The 16,341-nt window shown below is 47.8% G+C and carries 17 protein-coding genes and 1 pseudogene; 8 read left to right on the forward strand and 10 right to left on the reverse strand.

What is annotated here, in order from left to right:
* The first annotated feature begins 10 nt into the window (after positions 1 to 10).
* Entirely contained in the window at positions 11 to 232 is a 222-nt protein-coding gene (locus tag A7C91_RS11080; protein ID WP_199920104.1) for a hypothetical protein, read from the forward strand.
* Between the two features lie 48 nt (positions 233 to 280).
* Positions 281 to 577 (forward strand): hypothetical protein, encoded by a 297-nt coding sequence (locus A7C91_RS03860; RefSeq protein WP_068665066.1) that lies wholly within the window; start codon positions 281 to 283, stop codon positions 575 to 577.
* A gap of 128 nt (positions 578 to 705) precedes the next feature.
* Here A7C91_RS03860 and A7C91_RS03865 read toward each other — a convergent pair.
* From A7C91_RS03865 to A7C91_RS03890, 7 genes and pseudogenes are all read right to left on the reverse strand, one after another.
* Positions 706 to 1,522 (reverse strand): annotated as a pseudogene (locus A7C91_RS03865) (NAD(P)H-hydrate epimerase); the annotation flags it as partial.
* Positions 1,523 to 1,870: 348 nt separating this feature from the next.
* Entirely contained in the window at positions 1,871 to 2,830 is a 960-nt protein-coding gene (locus A7C91_RS03870) for a DUF835 domain-containing protein (RefSeq protein ID WP_068665067.1), read from the reverse strand.
* Positions 2,827 to 4,101 carry an amidohydrolase family protein gene (locus A7C91_RS03875; protein WP_068665070.1) on the reverse strand — a complete coding sequence of 425 codons (1,275 nt, stop codon included), beginning with the start codon at positions 4,099 to 4,101 and terminating at the stop codon, positions 2,827 to 2,829. Before A7C91_RS03875 ends, A7C91_RS03870 begins: the two co-directional genes overlap by 4 nt.
* Positions 4,102 to 4,173: 72 nt before the next feature.
* The gene (locus A7C91_RS03880; protein WP_324609532.1) at positions 4,174 to 4,470 is read right to left on the reverse strand and encodes a thermonuclease family protein; all 297 of its coding nucleotides are present in this window, start codon (positions 4,468 to 4,470) and stop codon (positions 4,174 to 4,176) included.
* Between the two features lie 337 nt (positions 4,471 to 4,807).
* Complete coding sequence (locus A7C91_RS11085) at positions 4,808 to 4,987, reverse strand: hypothetical protein (protein ID WP_199920105.1); 180 nt, start codon at positions 4,985 to 4,987, stop codon at positions 4,808 to 4,810.
* A 766-nt stretch (positions 4,988 to 5,753) separates the two neighbouring features.
* Complete coding sequence (locus A7C91_RS12140; protein WP_267886254.1) at positions 5,754 to 5,882, reverse strand: hypothetical protein; 129 nt, start codon at positions 5,880 to 5,882, stop codon at positions 5,754 to 5,756.
* 492 nt (positions 5,883 to 6,374) lie between these two features.
* Positions 6,375 to 7,148 carry an S-methyl-5'-thioadenosine phosphorylase gene (locus tag A7C91_RS03890; protein WP_068665073.1) on the reverse strand — a complete coding sequence of 258 codons (774 nt, stop codon included), beginning with the start codon at positions 7,146 to 7,148 and terminating at the stop codon, positions 6,375 to 6,377.
* Between the two features lie 117 nt (positions 7,149 to 7,265).
* On the opposite strand from A7C91_RS03890, the gene A7C91_RS03895 reads away from it, so the two are divergent.
* Both A7C91_RS03895 and A7C91_RS03900 read left to right on the forward strand, forming a co-directional pair.
* Complete coding sequence (locus A7C91_RS03895) at positions 7,266 to 7,994, forward strand: proteasome assembly chaperone family protein (protein ID WP_068665075.1); 729 nt, start codon at positions 7,266 to 7,268, stop codon at positions 7,992 to 7,994.
* A 9-nt stretch (positions 7,995 to 8,003) separates the two neighbouring features.
* Positions 8,004 to 8,384: a DUF473 domain-containing protein gene (locus A7C91_RS03900; RefSeq protein WP_068665077.1), complete on the forward strand. Its 381-nt coding sequence runs from the start codon at positions 8,004 to 8,006 to the stop codon at positions 8,382 to 8,384.
* Here A7C91_RS03900 and nucS read toward each other — a convergent pair.
* The 3 genes from nucS to A7C91_RS03915 form a co-directional block, all read right to left on the reverse strand.
* Entirely contained in the window at positions 8,381 to 9,133 is a 753-nt protein-coding gene (nucS, locus tag A7C91_RS03905) for an endonuclease NucS (protein ID WP_082871980.1), read from the reverse strand. The genes A7C91_RS03900 and nucS overlap by 4 nt on opposite strands.
* 35 nt (positions 9,134 to 9,168) lie before the next feature.
* On the reverse strand, positions 9,169 to 10,230 hold the full coding sequence (gene radA, locus A7C91_RS03910; protein WP_068665079.1) for a DNA repair and recombination protein RadA: 1,062 nt from the start codon (positions 10,228 to 10,230) through the stop codon (positions 9,169 to 9,171).
* Between the two features lie 175 nt (positions 10,231 to 10,405).
* Positions 10,406 to 11,422, reverse strand: coding sequence for a potassium channel family protein (locus A7C91_RS03915; RefSeq protein WP_068665081.1), 1,017 nt, complete (start codon positions 11,420 to 11,422; stop codon positions 10,406 to 10,408).
* Between the two features lie 50 nt (positions 11,423 to 11,472).
* On the opposite strand from A7C91_RS03915, the gene A7C91_RS11090 reads away from it, so the two are divergent.
* The 4 genes from A7C91_RS11090 to A7C91_RS03930 all read left to right on the forward strand — a co-directional run bounded on the left by A7C91_RS11090 (position 11,473) and on the right by A7C91_RS03930 (position 16,339).
* On the forward strand, positions 11,473 to 11,670 hold the full coding sequence (locus A7C91_RS11090; protein ID WP_199920106.1) for a hypothetical protein: 198 nt from the start codon (positions 11,473 to 11,475) through the stop codon (positions 11,668 to 11,670).
* Between the two features lie 430 nt (positions 11,671 to 12,100).
* Positions 12,101 to 12,727: a DUF8183 domain-containing protein gene (locus A7C91_RS03920; RefSeq protein ID WP_068665083.1), complete on the forward strand. Its 627-nt coding sequence runs from the start codon at positions 12,101 to 12,103 to the stop codon at positions 12,725 to 12,727.
* 259 nt (positions 12,728 to 12,986) lie between these two features.
* Entirely contained in the window at positions 12,987 to 14,234 is a 1,248-nt protein-coding gene (locus A7C91_RS03925; RefSeq protein WP_068665085.1) for an ORC1-type DNA replication protein, read from the forward strand.
* Entirely contained in the window at positions 14,234 to 16,339 is a 2,106-nt protein-coding gene (locus A7C91_RS03930) for a DNA-directed DNA polymerase II small subunit (RefSeq protein WP_068665087.1), read from the forward strand. The genes A7C91_RS03925 and A7C91_RS03930 overlap by 1 nt, the downstream gene beginning before the upstream one ends.
* The last annotated feature ends 2 nt before the right edge of the window (positions 16,340 to 16,341 follow it).

A 16,341-nucleotide genomic window follows, 5' to 3' on the forward strand; every position in this document is an offset into this window, starting at 1 on the left:
ATTAAACGCAATGCGAATGATTGTAACTCTAGTAATAGGTATACTAATGGTAGCTATAACAGTAGCAATACTAATAAAGACAATCAGCCCTATATTTGAAATGTCTGAAAGAACGCTTGAAACTATAGAATCTGAAATAAATGAAACTATAAAATGTTCCATCTCAACGCCTACACCAGCGCCCAAAGTCATATTTGAAGATGACTTTAATGACGGACCGGAAGATGGATGACAATACCCCTCCAAATTCTGCTCGGGCTGGAAGTTCACGGATGGCTATGTGGAGAGCACGGCCAATGCAGTTGGTGCGAAGGCGGTTATTTACAGAACTGTTACACTACGTTCGGATGGTTGGATAGAATTCGATTGGCTTTGCAGTGGTTCTGGAACTTGGTTCCACTTCTACGTTGATGGAAAATTAAAGAAAATCTGTACGAAAGATGGGGAATGGCACCATGCAAAGGTTTCGCTAACAGCAGGCACTCACGAAATAAAATGGATTCATGAAGTAGGAGGAATGATGGCCTACAATGAGAAAGCTTTGCTAGATAACGTTGTCGTCTATGAGGAAGGGTGAGAGCTGTTTTTGGAATTTCATTAAGAACATTAAAGCTCAAATCTAACACCTAAATCAAAAGAGCATTGTAGTTAAATGTTTCAGGTAATACCCTTCGTTCTAATATGCTATACCTCATCTTCATACTAAATAATATCTGGATCGGTTATGCGCTTCGCAGGATATTCCGGCATCACCAGATACACTAAATCAACGATATAGCTGGCAGCTTTTGCCGCCAAGTAAGGAGCACCGAAGTAGTCCTCACTTCCACCGATTATTAACAGCTTTCCGTTCTGACCCTTGTGCTCGCCCCTCTTCCTTAAAGCGAACTTCGCATCACCGGGGCCAACTAGGTGATAAAGCTCCTTTGGATAACCAATTTTGGCAACGATTCTTTCAAAACCCTCAAACTCCTCCTTGTCCCACTGGAATGTTACAGCAAAGTTGCACTTAACTTGAACTCTTGAGGGATAGCCACTTGGCAGGTCAACACTCACAATCCTAGCTTTTCCAGAATATTCGTTGATTTTCTCAATTGCGGAACGTATCGGCTCGCGCGGCTCGCCCTTTGTGCCGGCTCCAAGAAGGGCATCAACGATAACATCATAATCCTCAAGATTGAGAGCCTTTATCTGGCTTGAGTCCTTAAGGATTTTGATCCTTACAAAGTCAAGCTTCCTAAGGATTTCCCAGTTGTGCCTGGCTTCCTCACTTCTAGATTTTTATTTCATCACCCACCAAAAAGACCGTCACATCATTCTCGAAGCTTAAATGTCTAGCAACAACAAAGCCATCCCCACCGTTGTTTCCCGTCCCGCAGAATATTGCCACGTTAAGGCCTTTTCCAAACTTTTCTTCTATTGCTCTTGCCACTCCAGCGCCGGCATTTTCCATGAGCTGAAAGGGTGAGATGCCAAGCCACTTGGCGTTGATATCCCAGATGTAAACGACTTCAATGATCACCATTTTCAAACATCGCTCTGGTCTTATCACAGTCCCTATTCGGAATAGAGCACAAGATAAACCTCTTTAATACTCTTAGTCTCCTCTGAAAAGTCTTTCGCCGTTTCAAGGAACGTTCCCATAAGAAGCGCCGAAGGCTTCTAACTTTTAATTCATCGGCTTTTCTCAAAGCTCCGAGAATTCATACTGCCCCAGCGCCAAAGCTGGTGTTACAACGACTTCACCATGCCCACTTTGCTCTCTCATAGCTTCCTTACCTATCCTTATAGTTGGGCTGTATTGACTATCGCCTCAGCAGGAAAGCGGATGATATTCCCTATAACAACCCCAAAGGAAACCATACTCCTCTCAGTCGAAAAGTTTCCTAAGAATCTGCCTCTCCCTCTCATCAAGAAAAGAGTCGTCACCAATCAATATTACCGTTGCCCCATTCAGAAGTGAGTAATCCCTCAGCGCGGACAAAAACTTCATCACCGGAACAAAACCATTCTCTAAGATCAGGTACTCAAGCCCGTCTATGACTATGACAGCATTCTTTCCCAGATCAGATGCACTTTTCATGAACTTAACGGCCATATCAAGCATCCTGGCCAGGTTCGTAGGGCTTATTGCACGCTCTTCTGACAACTTGGTTATCCAGAACCAGTTCGATCTGTCCTTACGTACCCTAGAAAATACGAGTGCTCCTTCCAAGATGTCATCGGGAACAGAAGGCATCATTGTAAGGCCGTGTTTGAGCTCGAGTTTAACATCAGAGAGCTCAAATTCACCTATAAAAGAACTATCGAGGAACGTCTTTATTGAAACGTATGCTAGAACAACAGCAAAGACAGCAGTAACGAGACCTATGTACTGGTTAGTAAAGTAGTAGCCCCTCAAAAAGACGATGACGGCAAAAGCCATCTCCAAGATACCCATTAGTCTGAGAGATTCGTTTCTGGTAAGGAGGAGGTAAATCCCTGAAAAAGCCACACTTCCTGCCAAAACAACCATGGAGTACGTCATATGCTCAGGAAACAGGAATATCAGCCCTGCGAGAGGGACAGCAGAAAAATATCTTAGCTCACGGACATAGGAGATATTACAGAGGAGCTCTTCCGAGGCGCGGAGATTCCCAAGCCAAACGAGGAACGCAAAAAATGCCAGACCTACGATGTACACAGATTTCTCCGGGACAAAGAAGTGAACAGAAAGGCTGAACCATGCGAGCGCGTAGTAAGCTAATGCCTTCCGCCCAGTAGCGTGGTAATTATAGAAAAGGAGAACATATGAAACGATAAGGGCAACCCCAAAGACGAACTCAATCATGTTAGCTCACCGATCACCCGTTCGGTATCATTAAGGATTTTCTCCTCATCCAAAGTGAGTAATTCCCGATCCAGCATTAAAACTTTTCCATCCACTATAGTTGTCTCGACATCATTGCCGTTTGCCGAATAAACGAGGTGGCTGATGACGTTATTAATTGGCCTCAGGTGAGGCTTGTTGAAGTCGATTATCGCGATGTCGGCCAAGTAGCTCTCCCTGATCATGCCTGCCTTGAGCCCGAGTGCCCTCGCACCGTTCTGAGTTGCCATTTTAAACACCGTCCTTGCATCTGCAACCGTTGGATTGAGGTTGTGAACCTTATGGAGGAGAGCCGCAAGCTTCATCTCCTCAAGCATGTCGAGGTTGTTGTTGCTCGCTGAACCGTCAGTACCAAGGCCGACGTTAACGCCCGCATTAAGAAGCCTCTGAAGGGGCATAACGCCGCTGGCGAGCTTCATGTTGCTCGCAGGGTTGTGGGCGACGGTAACGCCGTGTCTCGCCAGAATCTGTATGTCTCTGCTGTCAAGCCATACGCCGTGAGCTATTATAACATCATCAGCTAGGAATCCGATATCATCAAGCAAAACAACTGGGCTCTTTCCATAGCGTTCAGCTATCTGACCTATCTCGGCCATTGTTTCGCTGACGTGGATGGTTATGAGCTTGCCGTGTTCGTTCGCGAGTCTCCTGACCTCTTTAAGGAGGGCTATCGAGCAGGTATATGGGGCGTGGGGCCCGAATACGAAGTGAACCCTGTCTGAGTCAAGTTCATCTATGAATTTCATTATCCTGAGAGCTTCATTTACCTCCTTCTCCGTCTTCTCGGGGTCGCCCAGGTCGATCATGCCGTAGCTCAGATAACCCCTCAGACCGCTTTCGAGGGTTACCTCTGCAACGGCATCCATGAAGAAGTACATATCCACAAACGTCGTCGTCCCGCTTTTTATCATCTCCAGCGCGCCAAGATAAGCGCCGACTTTGGTGTACTCCCTTGTCAGCTTAGCCTCTTTCGGCCAGATGTGCTCTCGAAGCCAGTCCATCAATGGCAGATCGTCGGCCAAGCCCCTAAAGAGTCCCATTGGAGAGTGGGTGTGCAAATTTACGAATCCCGGAGAAACAACTTTTCCCTTGGCGTCTATGACAGTGTCGGCGCTCTTGTTGATGTTTTTGGCAACCTCCACTATTTTATTACTCTCGATGAGGACGTCCGCTTTGATAACTTCAAGGTTCTCGCCGTAAACCACGTAGCCGTTCTTGATTAGAATGCTCATAACTACCACCCTCTTTTTTAAGAGGAGGTATTTAGAAGATAAGTTAAAAAGATGTCGGGAAAGAGAGAAAAGTCAAAGGGGAACCCAGAGAGCCCATTCGTATGGGTTGAACTCGTTATAGTGATCCCAAATGTAGGCGTAGCCGTTCTCAACCAGCCACTCATTGACGTTGAGAGCATAACCGTCGTCCCAGTAGGGAAGATAAACGACAGCGACAACACGGTCGTATGGGTCGGTTTCGTATATATCATCGACATCGATGTAAACGTACTCTCCAAGTATCAACCGGGTAAGGGCACGCCATGCCTTTTTGCCATCGCTTGTGTAAATTTCCGGCGCGTTTATGTCCGCAAGGCGTATCTTGAACAGCTCTCCAGCATGATAGCCTCTATAAGACTAAAACCAGACAGTATTGCTGTCAACAACATCAATCACCCCCCATAGGCCTCAAACTCGCAGGCACGGTAAAGCCCGAAGAGTCAAAAACTGTTTAAAATTGATTGGATAGCCATAAACTGGAAGTTCACCGTCAACAGTTTACGGGCTAACTAGTCTTCACCTCTACATCCATGTACTCCACCATAAAACCTGTTTAATTGTGATGCTCTTCGGAAGTTTTCCTTTTAGCTTAACTTCATAGACAGGTTTTTCAGTATCGTTGGGCTTGAGAATCAAGGTGTCACCTTCCATTGTAACGTTGAATCGTTCAGTTCAGTATGGCCGCAAATGGGTCAAGGGCACTGACATCATCAACCGTGGTGTTAAGCACGAAAGTGTCGTTTGAGGATATCACTTTCTGTGTGCCGTTTTCTATGATGATTTTCTTGGCCAAGGAGCCGTTGATGTAATCTTCCCTAATTATTTTGTCCGGTTTCATAAAAATCACGTGGCTCTCAAAAGACTTAACGGATAGCCATGTGTTTTCTGATACCCATCAAATACGTAAAAATAATGAAAAGCATCCAGAGATAAATGGGGCCACAATCATGGGGACGTACAGATTGAATAATTCTCATACCCACGTATCCATCTACAATAACTGATAAGGTATATTCAGCTATTGATTTAATTTTGTTATTCTTTAAATAATAAGAAATGACCCCCGATATTGTGACATATAAAACCAATAGTATTAAAATTTCAGTGATAGACAAAAAATGCTTCCATACCAAACCAATCGCTAAGAGGAAATGTAAAAAAACAAGAGATAGGACAACATATCTATTTCTTTCCAATTCCGCTCAACCCCCATTATGTTATGGTTTCTGATACTTGTTCCCAAAAATACCAGCAAACAATAACATATTTAGTTCCACAGCCACCACCCAAAATGTTAATCCAACGTACAAATGATTATCTCTTGAGAATTAAATGTCTAAGTTTATAATACCTACTAAAATACTCGGAGAGTATATCTGTATTTTTTAATTGGGAGTACTCGTAAATGCTACCCACCACAAGTACCAATACAATCAAAAACTTTCCCTTTAACGTATAAACTTTCTCAATTCCGTACACAAATAATGCAAAGAGGACAAAATAAAGGGCAAAATCCTGAAACTTCGATCCAATCTTCATATTGCATCACCCACATATCTCTACTACCCCACATATTCTGTGAGCCCCATATGATTAGACATATTTCCAGAGTATCAGGAGCATCCTGGTGTTCTGGGAGCCTTTGTTTCCAACATTGAAACAGCATCTACGCTTGCCAAGGCCGGGCTGACTGCCAAACCCATCACCAGCACCAGCATCACAAGGTCCAGCAACTTCTTCATGAATGCCCCCTTGAAAGCTAAGGGGTGTTATTCATATTTAAGTTTTACTCTTTAATGACGTTTTTATATTTCTCCTATATGTCAGATTAAAAAATTAAAAGAGTAGAACATCAAAACTATAAAAACAAAAACTTGTCCAAAACTATTCTGCAGAACCTTTTCTGAAGGAAGAATCAGCCCCCCTTACAATCCCCAACAAAAAACCTGCACTCTCTCCGCTTGTACTCTTTGGCTTATCCCCCAGGCTTTTTTAAATTCCGCTCACACATCTTTTCTGCTGTAGAGAGTCAAAAGGCCGCGAGTAGAACGCCCCAATAGCTCAAAAAAGGAACCTGTGTTCCTCTGGAAGGAGGACAGTGTAACCCGCAAAAATGAATATGGCGAGCACATCAAACCCTCGTCTTATACCCACTTCACTCATGAGGCAGATTCCAACATTCTTAAATCCTTCGGCCATGCCACAGGCATAAAGAAAGAAACAGGGAAGGTTACTCATACAAACATGCTCTTCAACACATCAGCACAGCCACACTTCCTCTCCTTCGGTATGCGCGGAATTCCCTTCTTGAGAAGCTCCTGAACCTTATAGTTGTTCTCAGCCATGACTTTGAGAACCTCTTGGGCATCGACGGGCTTGTCAGCCCAGACGTCGTAGTCGGTAACGGTTGCAATGTTCACGTAGCACATTCCGAGTTCTCTCGCTAAAACTACTTCAGGAACGAGAGTCATGCCGATTATGTGAGCGTACTGTCTGAACATGAAGCTCTCGGCCCTCGTTGAAAACCTTGGACCCTCTATACAAACATAGGTGCCCTTCTCATGGACAGGGAAGCCGAGCTCTTTAGCCGTCTCGTAGAAAATTTTCCTCATTTCCGGACAGAAGGGGTCGGCCATGCTGACGTGGGCTACCCTTGGCCCGTTGTAGAAGGTGTATTCCCTCTTCTTCGTGAAGTCAATGAACTGGTCAGTAATTACAATGTCCCCGGGCTTATACTCTTCTCTAAGGGAGCCAACAGCCGTTACGCCGATGACGCGCTCGACGCCAAGCTCCTTGAGAGCCCAGATGTTCGCCCTATATGGAACCTCGTGCGGCGGGAACTCGTGGTGCTTGCCGTGGCGCGGTATGAAGGCGACCTCGACGCCCCCAATCTTCCCGATTTCCACTGGAGCCGAAGGCCTGCCATAGGGAGTGTGAACCTTGACGGTCTCTTCTGGATCAAAAACGCCGTAAACACCGGAACCGCCTATGATACCTATCCTCGGCATTTGGACATCACCCTGTAAAAATCAGGCTTGAGTTATTTAAGACTTGCCTTTCCAGTGGAAATAGAGCTCCGAAACTTTAATAACCTTTAGAAACTAAAAATTTCCTTGGGTGAGAACATGGAGAACGGGAAGCCAGTCAAGATAGTTCTACCAGAGATAAAGGACCCCATTCTCATCGAGGGATATCCCGGAATAGGCCTAGTAGGTCATATAGCGGCCAACTTCTTAGCAAAGGAACTCGGAATGGAGATGGTAGGCTACGTGGAGAGTCCATTCATTCCGCCGATGGCGCTCATCCTTGAGGGGAAGCCCAATCCACCACTAAGGTTCTACGGAAAAGACAACATAATCCTCGCCGTTGCCGATATCTACGTGCCTCCAACCCTGGTAAGCGAAATAGCTAATGAACTAGTGAGGTATCTGAAAGATATGAACGCAGCGAAGGTAATTTCTCTTGGAGGCATTGGTATTGGCCTATTCAAGGAGAAAATGGACGTCTGGGGCGTCGGTGCGCGCGAAGAGCTCAACAAGGAGCTGGAAAACTTCGGCGTCAAGATACTCCAGTACGGCTCAATAATGGGCATGAGTGGCAAGCTCCTATGGGAGGCAAGCAAAGAAGGTTTGGACGCCTACGTTCTCCTCGGCGAGACCTTTGGGGACAGACCAGACCCGAGGGCAGCAGCCAACGTTGTTGAGGTTCTCAAGAAGCTGACGCCCATAGAGGTCCCCACGGAGCCTCTTATCAAGGAGGCAGAGATGATAGAGGAACAGCTCAGAAAAATGCATGAGCAGATGGAGCAGGCGAGGAGAAAGACCGAGAAGCAGTACGAGAGCATCTACCTGTGAGGTGAGAGCATGGAGGCAGTGACCTTAGCTGGAATCGCAAGACGCGTTCTGGATGAACTCCTAAGAAGCCCCTACAAGACGCTGGAAATCAGAAGCGCGAGGAATGTCGTAGCCCTCGAAAGGGCGCGCGAGCTGGGAAGGGTCTTTCTCACATACGAAACCTACCAGGATATAACCATCGGAACGGAAGGACTCCTCGCCGAGTTGCTAAAACTCGAGAGCATGGAGCAGCGCATTCCATGGGAGGAGAGCGACGAAAGAGAAATCACAGTCTGCAGGGCGCAGGTGAGGCTGCTGGGACTGGGAAGAATCGTAGAGATAAGGAAGAAGAATACACTTCTGCTCGTCAGGGTCAGGGAGATGCTCCCGCAGGAGATGGACATTGGCTAAAACAGCGTCGTTTGCCTGCCCTTAGCTACGCTTTCCCTCTTGGGCGGCTGAACCCGTCTGAATTCCAGACCTTCTTTTTCAAGGAGCTTCTTAGCGCCAGAGGTAAGCGAAGGTGCGACGAGAATTCCCCTGACGGCTGGGTGCTCAGCCCTCAAAGCCTCAACGTAGCGCTTGAGCTGACTCACCGCGTGGAGGTCTGCCCTCCTGCGCTTGAGCTCCAGAACCACGAGGTTGCCCTCCCTATCCCTTCCAAGGATGTCCACTATGCCGTGGCCAATGGACTTCTCGCGGAAGAGGGGCCTGAAGCCAGGCTCAATTAGCTCGGGGTTTTTGAATATCATCTCCGCCATCTCAGCCTCGCTGCCGGTTAATGCCAGCTCCTCGTAGTCCTCGGCCTTAAAGAGAGAGGCGAGGTAAACCTCCTCCAGCTCGACTTCAAGGATTTCTTTGGGCTTCCTTCTTACGGATCGGAGGACGATAATCCCATCGCGCTCCTCGACGGTTACGAAGCTTCCGGGCGGTTGCCAGTTGACAGGCTCACGCTTCTTGCTCTGGTGAATGAGAAAAGCACCGTCGGGCTTGACAAGTATAACCCTGTCGCCAGAACCGAGCTCGCTCTTAGCCCTGCCGTCGTAGTGAACCTTACACCGGGCAAAAATCGTCAGCATGGCCTCCTTTGATAGCGCGGAATCGATTATCCCTAGAAGCTCCTCGCGGGAGGGGTTCGTCACTGCCTTAACTTTTGACATGGGAAGAGGTAAAGAAGAGGGGTTAAAAAGCTAACTCAGTCCTCGACGCCCTTGTCGGTGATGCGGAATATAGCCTCTCCCTCGGGCAGGTGCGGGCTGTCTATAAGCCTGGCGACGCGCTTTCCAGCCTTGCCCTTCCTGAGGTATATCCTCAGCGTCGCGGAGTGTGCGAGTATATGACCTCCAACGGGCCTCGTCGGATCGCCGAAAAAGGCGTCAGGTTTCGCCTGGACCTGGTTGGTGACGAAGACTGCTATGTCGTAGAGGTCAGCGATGCGGTGAAGGTCTGCTAAGTGCTTTGCCAGCTTCTGCTGCCTCTCGGCAAGAGTTCCCCTTCCAATGTACTCACTTCTGAAGTGGGCCATAAGCGAATCTATGACGATCAGCTTGACGGGCCTCTCAGTCTCGGCTTTCTCCTTGATTATCTCCTCTGCCCTCTCGACAAGAAGCATCTGGTGGTTGCTGTTGAATGCCCTTGCAACATAGATGTTCTTGAGGACCTCCTCCGGATCGAGACCGCGGTTTTCAGCAATCTGCCGTATTCTCTCGGGCCTGAAAGTGTTCTCCGTGTCTATCCAGATGACTGAACCTTGAAGTCCACCTTCCTCTGGCGGAAGCTGAACCATTACTGCCAGAGTGTGGGCCAGCTGGGTCTTACCGCTTCCAAACTCACCGAAGACCTCGGTTATGGCCTGGGTTTCTATACCACCTCCGACCAGCTTATCGAGGCTCTTGCTTCCGGTGGATATCTTGCCTATGGTCCTCCGCTTTTCCATGTACTCGTCAGCGCGCATGAAGGTTCCTATGTTAGCTGCCTCTCTGGCAGCTTGGATTATCTTAAGTGCCGCCCCCTCGCTTATACCGGCTATCTCCTTAAGCTCCATCGGAGATGCAACGGCTATAGCCTCAATGCTGTCGTAGCCAGCCTCGCGGAGCTTCTCGGCAGTAGCGGGACCAACGCCAGGAAGATCCTCTAACGTTTTAATCTCTTTCTGCTTCTTCTTGGTTGAGCTTGATGATGACTCTCCAACAACGTCGAGCTCCTCAAACTCCTCGAGCTCTTTTATTTCATCCTCAGCCTTCTTTTTCTTCGGCATCCCACTCACCCGCTACGACTACCTTCCATAGGGGTAAAAACTAGAGGGTTATATACTTTTCTCAGGGAAATGAACTTTTAAGATTTTGGTTCTAAAGCCAAAAGACCATCAAATTAGCCAAATTTAGCGGAGTAAGCACAGGACAATAAAGTAAAAGCCCAGAAATCCCAGGAGTTCAGCCTTTTCCAGTGGAAACAACACTCCTTATCACGAGCAGTTTTGCCCCTTCCGGGATGGGTTCATTGAGATTCGGTCCGAGGATAGCCCTATCAGTGTAGTAACCGACGAGGAAGTAGCCCTCCGAATAAAGCTTCTGAAACGCCTCGATGTATGGAACACCCCAGAGGTTCTTCCTTACAATAGTGGATATGTCATAGCCCCTGGAGGTGGTCGTCAGGTCATCTATGACATCAACGACTTCTGGTTCGAAGACTGAACTCGCTAAAAGTCTGCCCGCGAGGCTCCTGCTTGTTATAACCCTGTCGGCACCTGCCTGCTTAAGCAGCTCGACGCTCTCTGGCTTCAGTGCTTCCACGAAGACTTTTGCATCAGATATGCGCTTTATCATTAGGGTTGTGAAGACAGACTTCGAGTCGTCCTCGAGGGAAAGTATCACATAGGACGCATCCCCTACCTTGGCCCTCTCAAGAGTCTCTCTATTCGTGGGATCCCCGATGAGAACCTCCACCTCTTCCGGAAGTTCCAGTTTTTTGCGCTCCTCTTCACAGGGGAGAACAACGACTATTGGTCTTGCATCAGCATCTCCAGAGGAAATCGCCGACATGAGCTCACTCACACAGCTGGGAACGCTACTTCCCTGACCTATGATAACGTAATGTCCAGAATACCTTACGCGATGCATGCCCGTCATCCTCCTCAAAGACGATGAAATGAAATATTCAGCTAGAATGGAAACCAGGGCGGTGAAAGTCGAGATTCCAGCGACAGCGGCTATCATAGCTACTATCCGGCCGGCTTCGGTTTGGGGGATTATGTCCCCATAGCCGATCGTGGCCATGGTTATTATTGCCCAGTAGAACGCAGTAAAGAAGTCCACACCCTCCAAATACATGAACAGACCCGCAAAAGCTAACGCCAGTCCCAGAACCACAGTAGCAATTAGGAGAAGCTTGTTCCTGCTCACCCGAATCTTGAGCTTCAAGAGTCTTCTAACGAGGGGTACTGGAATCATGTTGTACACTATCGTTGGCAGGTTTAAAAAAGTATCATTAATGCTTTGTGGTGTCCAGTAATGGAGTTAGATTTCCACTGGAAACAAAGGTCTTTTTCGATGATTATTTGAAAGACCCCCCAGAGTTTCATTTCCACTGGAACCCAATTTTGGAGAATGGATGGATTACATGCCCGAAAAAACAGAAAGCTCCATTTATAAAGAACATTACAAACATAAAATCAACAGATTTTAAATCTGCTCTTTGAATATTTAGACTAATTTTCATGATCTTTATGAGTTTGAGATTTTTTTATGAACATTGTTCATGAAAAAATATAAATATTGGTAATTGTAAAAAGAACGGGAGAGTTTCACCAAAGATCAAGGGATAATATGGGAGTAGCCAAAGTCCGCCTCCACTGGAAACAGAACTCTGGGGGACTACGAAACCGTTTAATGTTCTGTCTTGTGTTTAGTATATATGTTTACCAAAATAGTACGATTTGGAGCATTAGTGTACATTATTTTCTGCCCAAAAATGTTCATTCTGCTTTCAGTGGAAATGCCCACTTGGATGCTATTGTTCATTTTCGAATGTAAATGTTTGATGCACTATTATGTTCTTTGACTCCTTCAGTTTCCGCTGGAACGATACCGTTATTAAGTTTCGAATCGAAAGTTCCCTTGGTGATTCCAGTGGAAGATATTGAGAATCAAGTTCTCAGCTGGCTTAGGGATGGTGACGACAACGCTAAGGACATTGTGGATCTTCCCTGGGTCATAAAAAACGTCGGTCAGAACGCTTACGTTGCTGAGCATCCCCATATGCCATTTGGCCTTATCGTGATGTTCTCTAATGACTTTGTCCATCTGATAGTTCCTCTTCGTCTTGAGACCATTTCCATGACGAAAGACGAGCGCTTGAAGATTTACCACACACTTCTCCTGCTCAATGATAGAGTCAACCTAATGAAATTCACACTCTCCGGGATGAACGATGAGATATACCTCCGTGTGGACCTCGACAAGAAATCCCTGGGTAAGGCCGAGTTCAATGATGCCTTGACGTCACTTCTGGTAGGTCTTCAATCGGCCGTCGAGGCCCTTGGCTTAGAGGAGGCCTTTGCCAGGGATGTGTTTGATCGCATTGTCTGGATGATCTTCGAGAGGCTTCAGAAAGGGGCTACACGGGAAGAACTTCTCCGCTTCCTGGTGGTTAAAGTCGGAATGCCTGAAGCCGATGCCAAACGGCTGCTCAAAGAGATATTCGAGGCCCAGGAAGAGGCTAACTCTCGTGAACTGGACAACACAATATATCTCTGACGATTTTTCTGTTGGCCCTCTATTCTTTTTACATCCCTCTGTTCAACAAGGCATATAAACCCCTGAAGCTCACTACCTACGCTTTCCTCTGTATCCGGTGCTTCCTGTGGAGCACATGTTTAGCGTTCATGATCACAATGATGAAGTCGTATGATTTACAGTTATTGTCTTTAAAATTGTCATATGTTCCAACTGTGATTCGGAGCTCTGTACAATAATCACGGCTGGAGCTGGATTTCCAGTGGAATGGGTGGTGCTGATGGACGACAATTACCTTGATTCAATCTTCGAGAAGTATCTTCATGCCAAGAAGATTTTCAAAAATAAGGAGGTTTTAAGGCATAGCTATACGCCCAGAGAGCTTCCTCACAGGCGTGAACAGATTGAGAACCTTGCGCACATTCTCGTTCCGGTTCTTAGAGGTGAAACTCCTTCCAACGTTTTCGTCTACGGCAAAACCGGTACTGGTAAGACCGTCACCATAAAGTTCGTCACAGAGGAGCTGAAGAAGATATCCCAAAAGTACAACGTTCCCGTTGATGTTATCTATGTCAACTGTGAGATAGTCGACACACAGTACCGTGTTCTTGCCAACATAGTGAACCACTTCCGCGAGGAGAGTGGCGTTGAAGTTCCGCTCGTAGGATGGCCGACCGATGAGGTGTACTCCAAGCTCAAGGTGGTCATAGATGCCAAAGAGCGCTTCGTCATCATAGTCCTCGATGAGATTGACAAACTCATCAAAAAGAGCGGTGACGATATTCTTTACTCTCTCACGAGGATAAACACCGAACTTCACCGGGCGAAGGTTAGCATAATTGGCATATCCAACGACCTCAAGTTCAAGGACTACCTGGACCCGCGCGTTCTTTCAAGTCTAAGCGAGGAGGAGGTTGTCTTCCCACCTTACGACGCCAATCAGCTGCGGGATATACTCATGCAGCGTGCTAAGGATGCCTTTAACGAAGGTGTTCTCGATGACAGTGTAGTTCCCCTCTGTGCTGCCTTGGCAGCCCGCGAGCACGGTGATGCAAGGCGCGCCCTTGACCTGCTCCGCGTCGCTGGAGAAATAGCCGAGCGCGAAGGGGCGAGCAAGGTAACCGAGCGCCACGTCTGGAAGGCCCAAGAGAAGATAGAGCAGGACACCATGGAGGAGGTCATAAAGACCCTTCCGCTCCACTCAAAGGTTCTCCTCTATGCTATCGTTCTCCTGGACGAGAACGGCGAGCTGCCCGCAAACACTGGCGACGTCTATTCTGTCTACAAGTCCCTCTGCGACCACATAGACCTTGAACCGCTAACTCAGAGGCGCGTGAGTGATTTAATAAATGAACTAGATATGCTCGGCATCATAAACGCCAAGGTCGTCAGCAAGGGCCGCTATGGTAGAACCAAGGAGATAAGGCTCAACGTAACTCCTTATAAGGTCAAGAACATATACCGTCATGATCACCAGCTCCAGACGGTGCTCACTATAAGCATGTCCCGCCAGAGGAGGTTGCTCTGATGGGTCTGATTGAGGATTTAATGGCTAACAACTATCTAATCACTCCGTCGGCCTATTACCTCCTTGTTGATGGCTATAAGAAGGACTTTACTCTCGCTGAGCTCATCAAGTTCGCCAAGACAAGGGGTACCTTTGTAATAGACTCCACCGTCGCCAGGGAGTTTCTCATGGAGAAGGGCATGGCTCCATTGGAAAGTTCGATCTCTTCTTCTGCAGAATTCCACCCCCATGTTGAAGAGCAAACTTCAGAAGATATGGCTTCTGAAGCTGAAATGCTTGTTGAAACGCCTGGAACTATCGACTCGTCTGCTGTGGATGGAGAAATACTCGAACTGACAACTGTGGCTGCTGTTCATAGTGCTGACGAAGGAACGTCTATTTCCACTGGAACCTCCTCTGAAAGCGGGGGTGATATGTCTGAAATGGGCCTGTTGGGGCAAGAAGAGCCCAACTTTTCTGGGGGGGAGAGTTATATTTCCACTGGAACTCTGGGGGAATCCCCCTTTATAGGTGACTCTGAATCTGAAACCGAAGTCATGGAGGCCTCCATTTCTGAGGTTGCTGATGAAACCCTTCCAGTGGAAGGGGGGCTTTCAGTCGAAGAGGCTCCGACTGGAAACGACAATGGCAATGTCCCCAGCTACGTGAGCAGTGAGGAGGCCGATAACGGCGTCAAGCCGGGGATAGTCTACGGTGACTATGGTGTTCCGATAGCCTACGTCGAGGAGGTTCCTGAAGAAGAGAAGAGCTATTCAGTCTATTCTGCCTTTAGGATATCTCCAAAGGAAGGCTTCTACTACAGGGCCAAAGAGATTCCAGAGGATTATGAAATTGCCTTCGATGTCAAGGACGCCAAGTTCACCATTCCGAAGGCCAAGGACGCCCGGGGCAAGGAGGGGGAGATAATAATCAAGGTCTATGCGGACTACTTCAGGAGCAGGCTCAAGAAGATGCGCCGTATTCTTCGCGAGAATCCGGAGATAGGCAGTGTAATAGACATAGCCAAGCTAAGTTACGTTAGAACCGATGATGACGTCACGATAATCGGCCTCGTGAACTCTAAAAGGGAGACTGCTAAGGGTTTCATGTTCGAGGTTGAGGACAACACGGGAATAATCAAGGTCTTCATAAACCGCAACAACGAGGACTCGAAGAAGTTCTTCGAGATAATGCCCGACGCTGTGGTGGCCTTCAAGGGTCGCTACTCTGGAATGGGCATCTTCTTCGCGGATAAGATTTACCTGCCGGACGTTCCAAAGTTCAAGCGCGAAAAGCCTCCCCTTGAGGAAAAGGTCTACGCTGTTCTGCTCAGTGACGTCCACGTCGGAAGCAATAAGTTCTGCGAGAAAGCCTTTATGCGCTTCCTCGAGTGGCTCAACGGAGATGTCAACAACAGGGCCGAGGAGGAGCTCGTGAGCCGGATTAAGTACATGATAATCGCTGGCGACGTCGTTGATGGCATAGGCATCTATCCCGGCCAGTACAACGAGCTTGCTATTCCTGACATTTTCGATCAGTACGAGGCTTTGGCGAACCTCCTCTCCAACGTGCCGGACCATATAACAATGTTTATTGGCCCGGGCAACCACGATGCGGCCAGAACGGCCCTTCCTCAGCCGGGCTTTTACGAAGAATATGCCAGACCTCTCCTTAAGCTCAAGAACGCGGTCATAATAAGCAATCCTGCGGTGGTAAGGCTTCATGGCAGGGACTTTCTCATAGCTCACGGAAGGGGGATAGAGGACGTCGTCAGCTTTATCCCGAACAGAACCCATCACAGGCCTGCGGAGGCAATGCTCGACCTCCTCAAGCTCCGCCACCTTGCACCAACCTTCGGTGAGAAGGTGCCAATAGCTCCGGATCCGGAAGATACCCTTGTCATAGAGAGCGTTCCAGACCTCTTCCAGGCTGGCCACGTCCATGTTATGCAGTATAAGATTTACAACGGCGTCTTTTTGATAAACACCGGCACATGGCAGGCCCAGACGGAGTTCCAGAAGATGGTGAACATCGTTCCTACCCCGGCAAGGGTTCCAATAATCGATGTGGAAACCGCCCGTTTGAGGGCCGTTGTGAACTTTGACCAGTACTGTGAGGGTGTTTGACA

It is taken from the genome of Thermococcus piezophilus, from assembly GCF_001647085.1.
Lineage (GTDB): Archaea > Methanobacteriota_B > Thermococci > Thermococcales > Thermococcaceae > Thermococcus > Thermococcus piezophilus.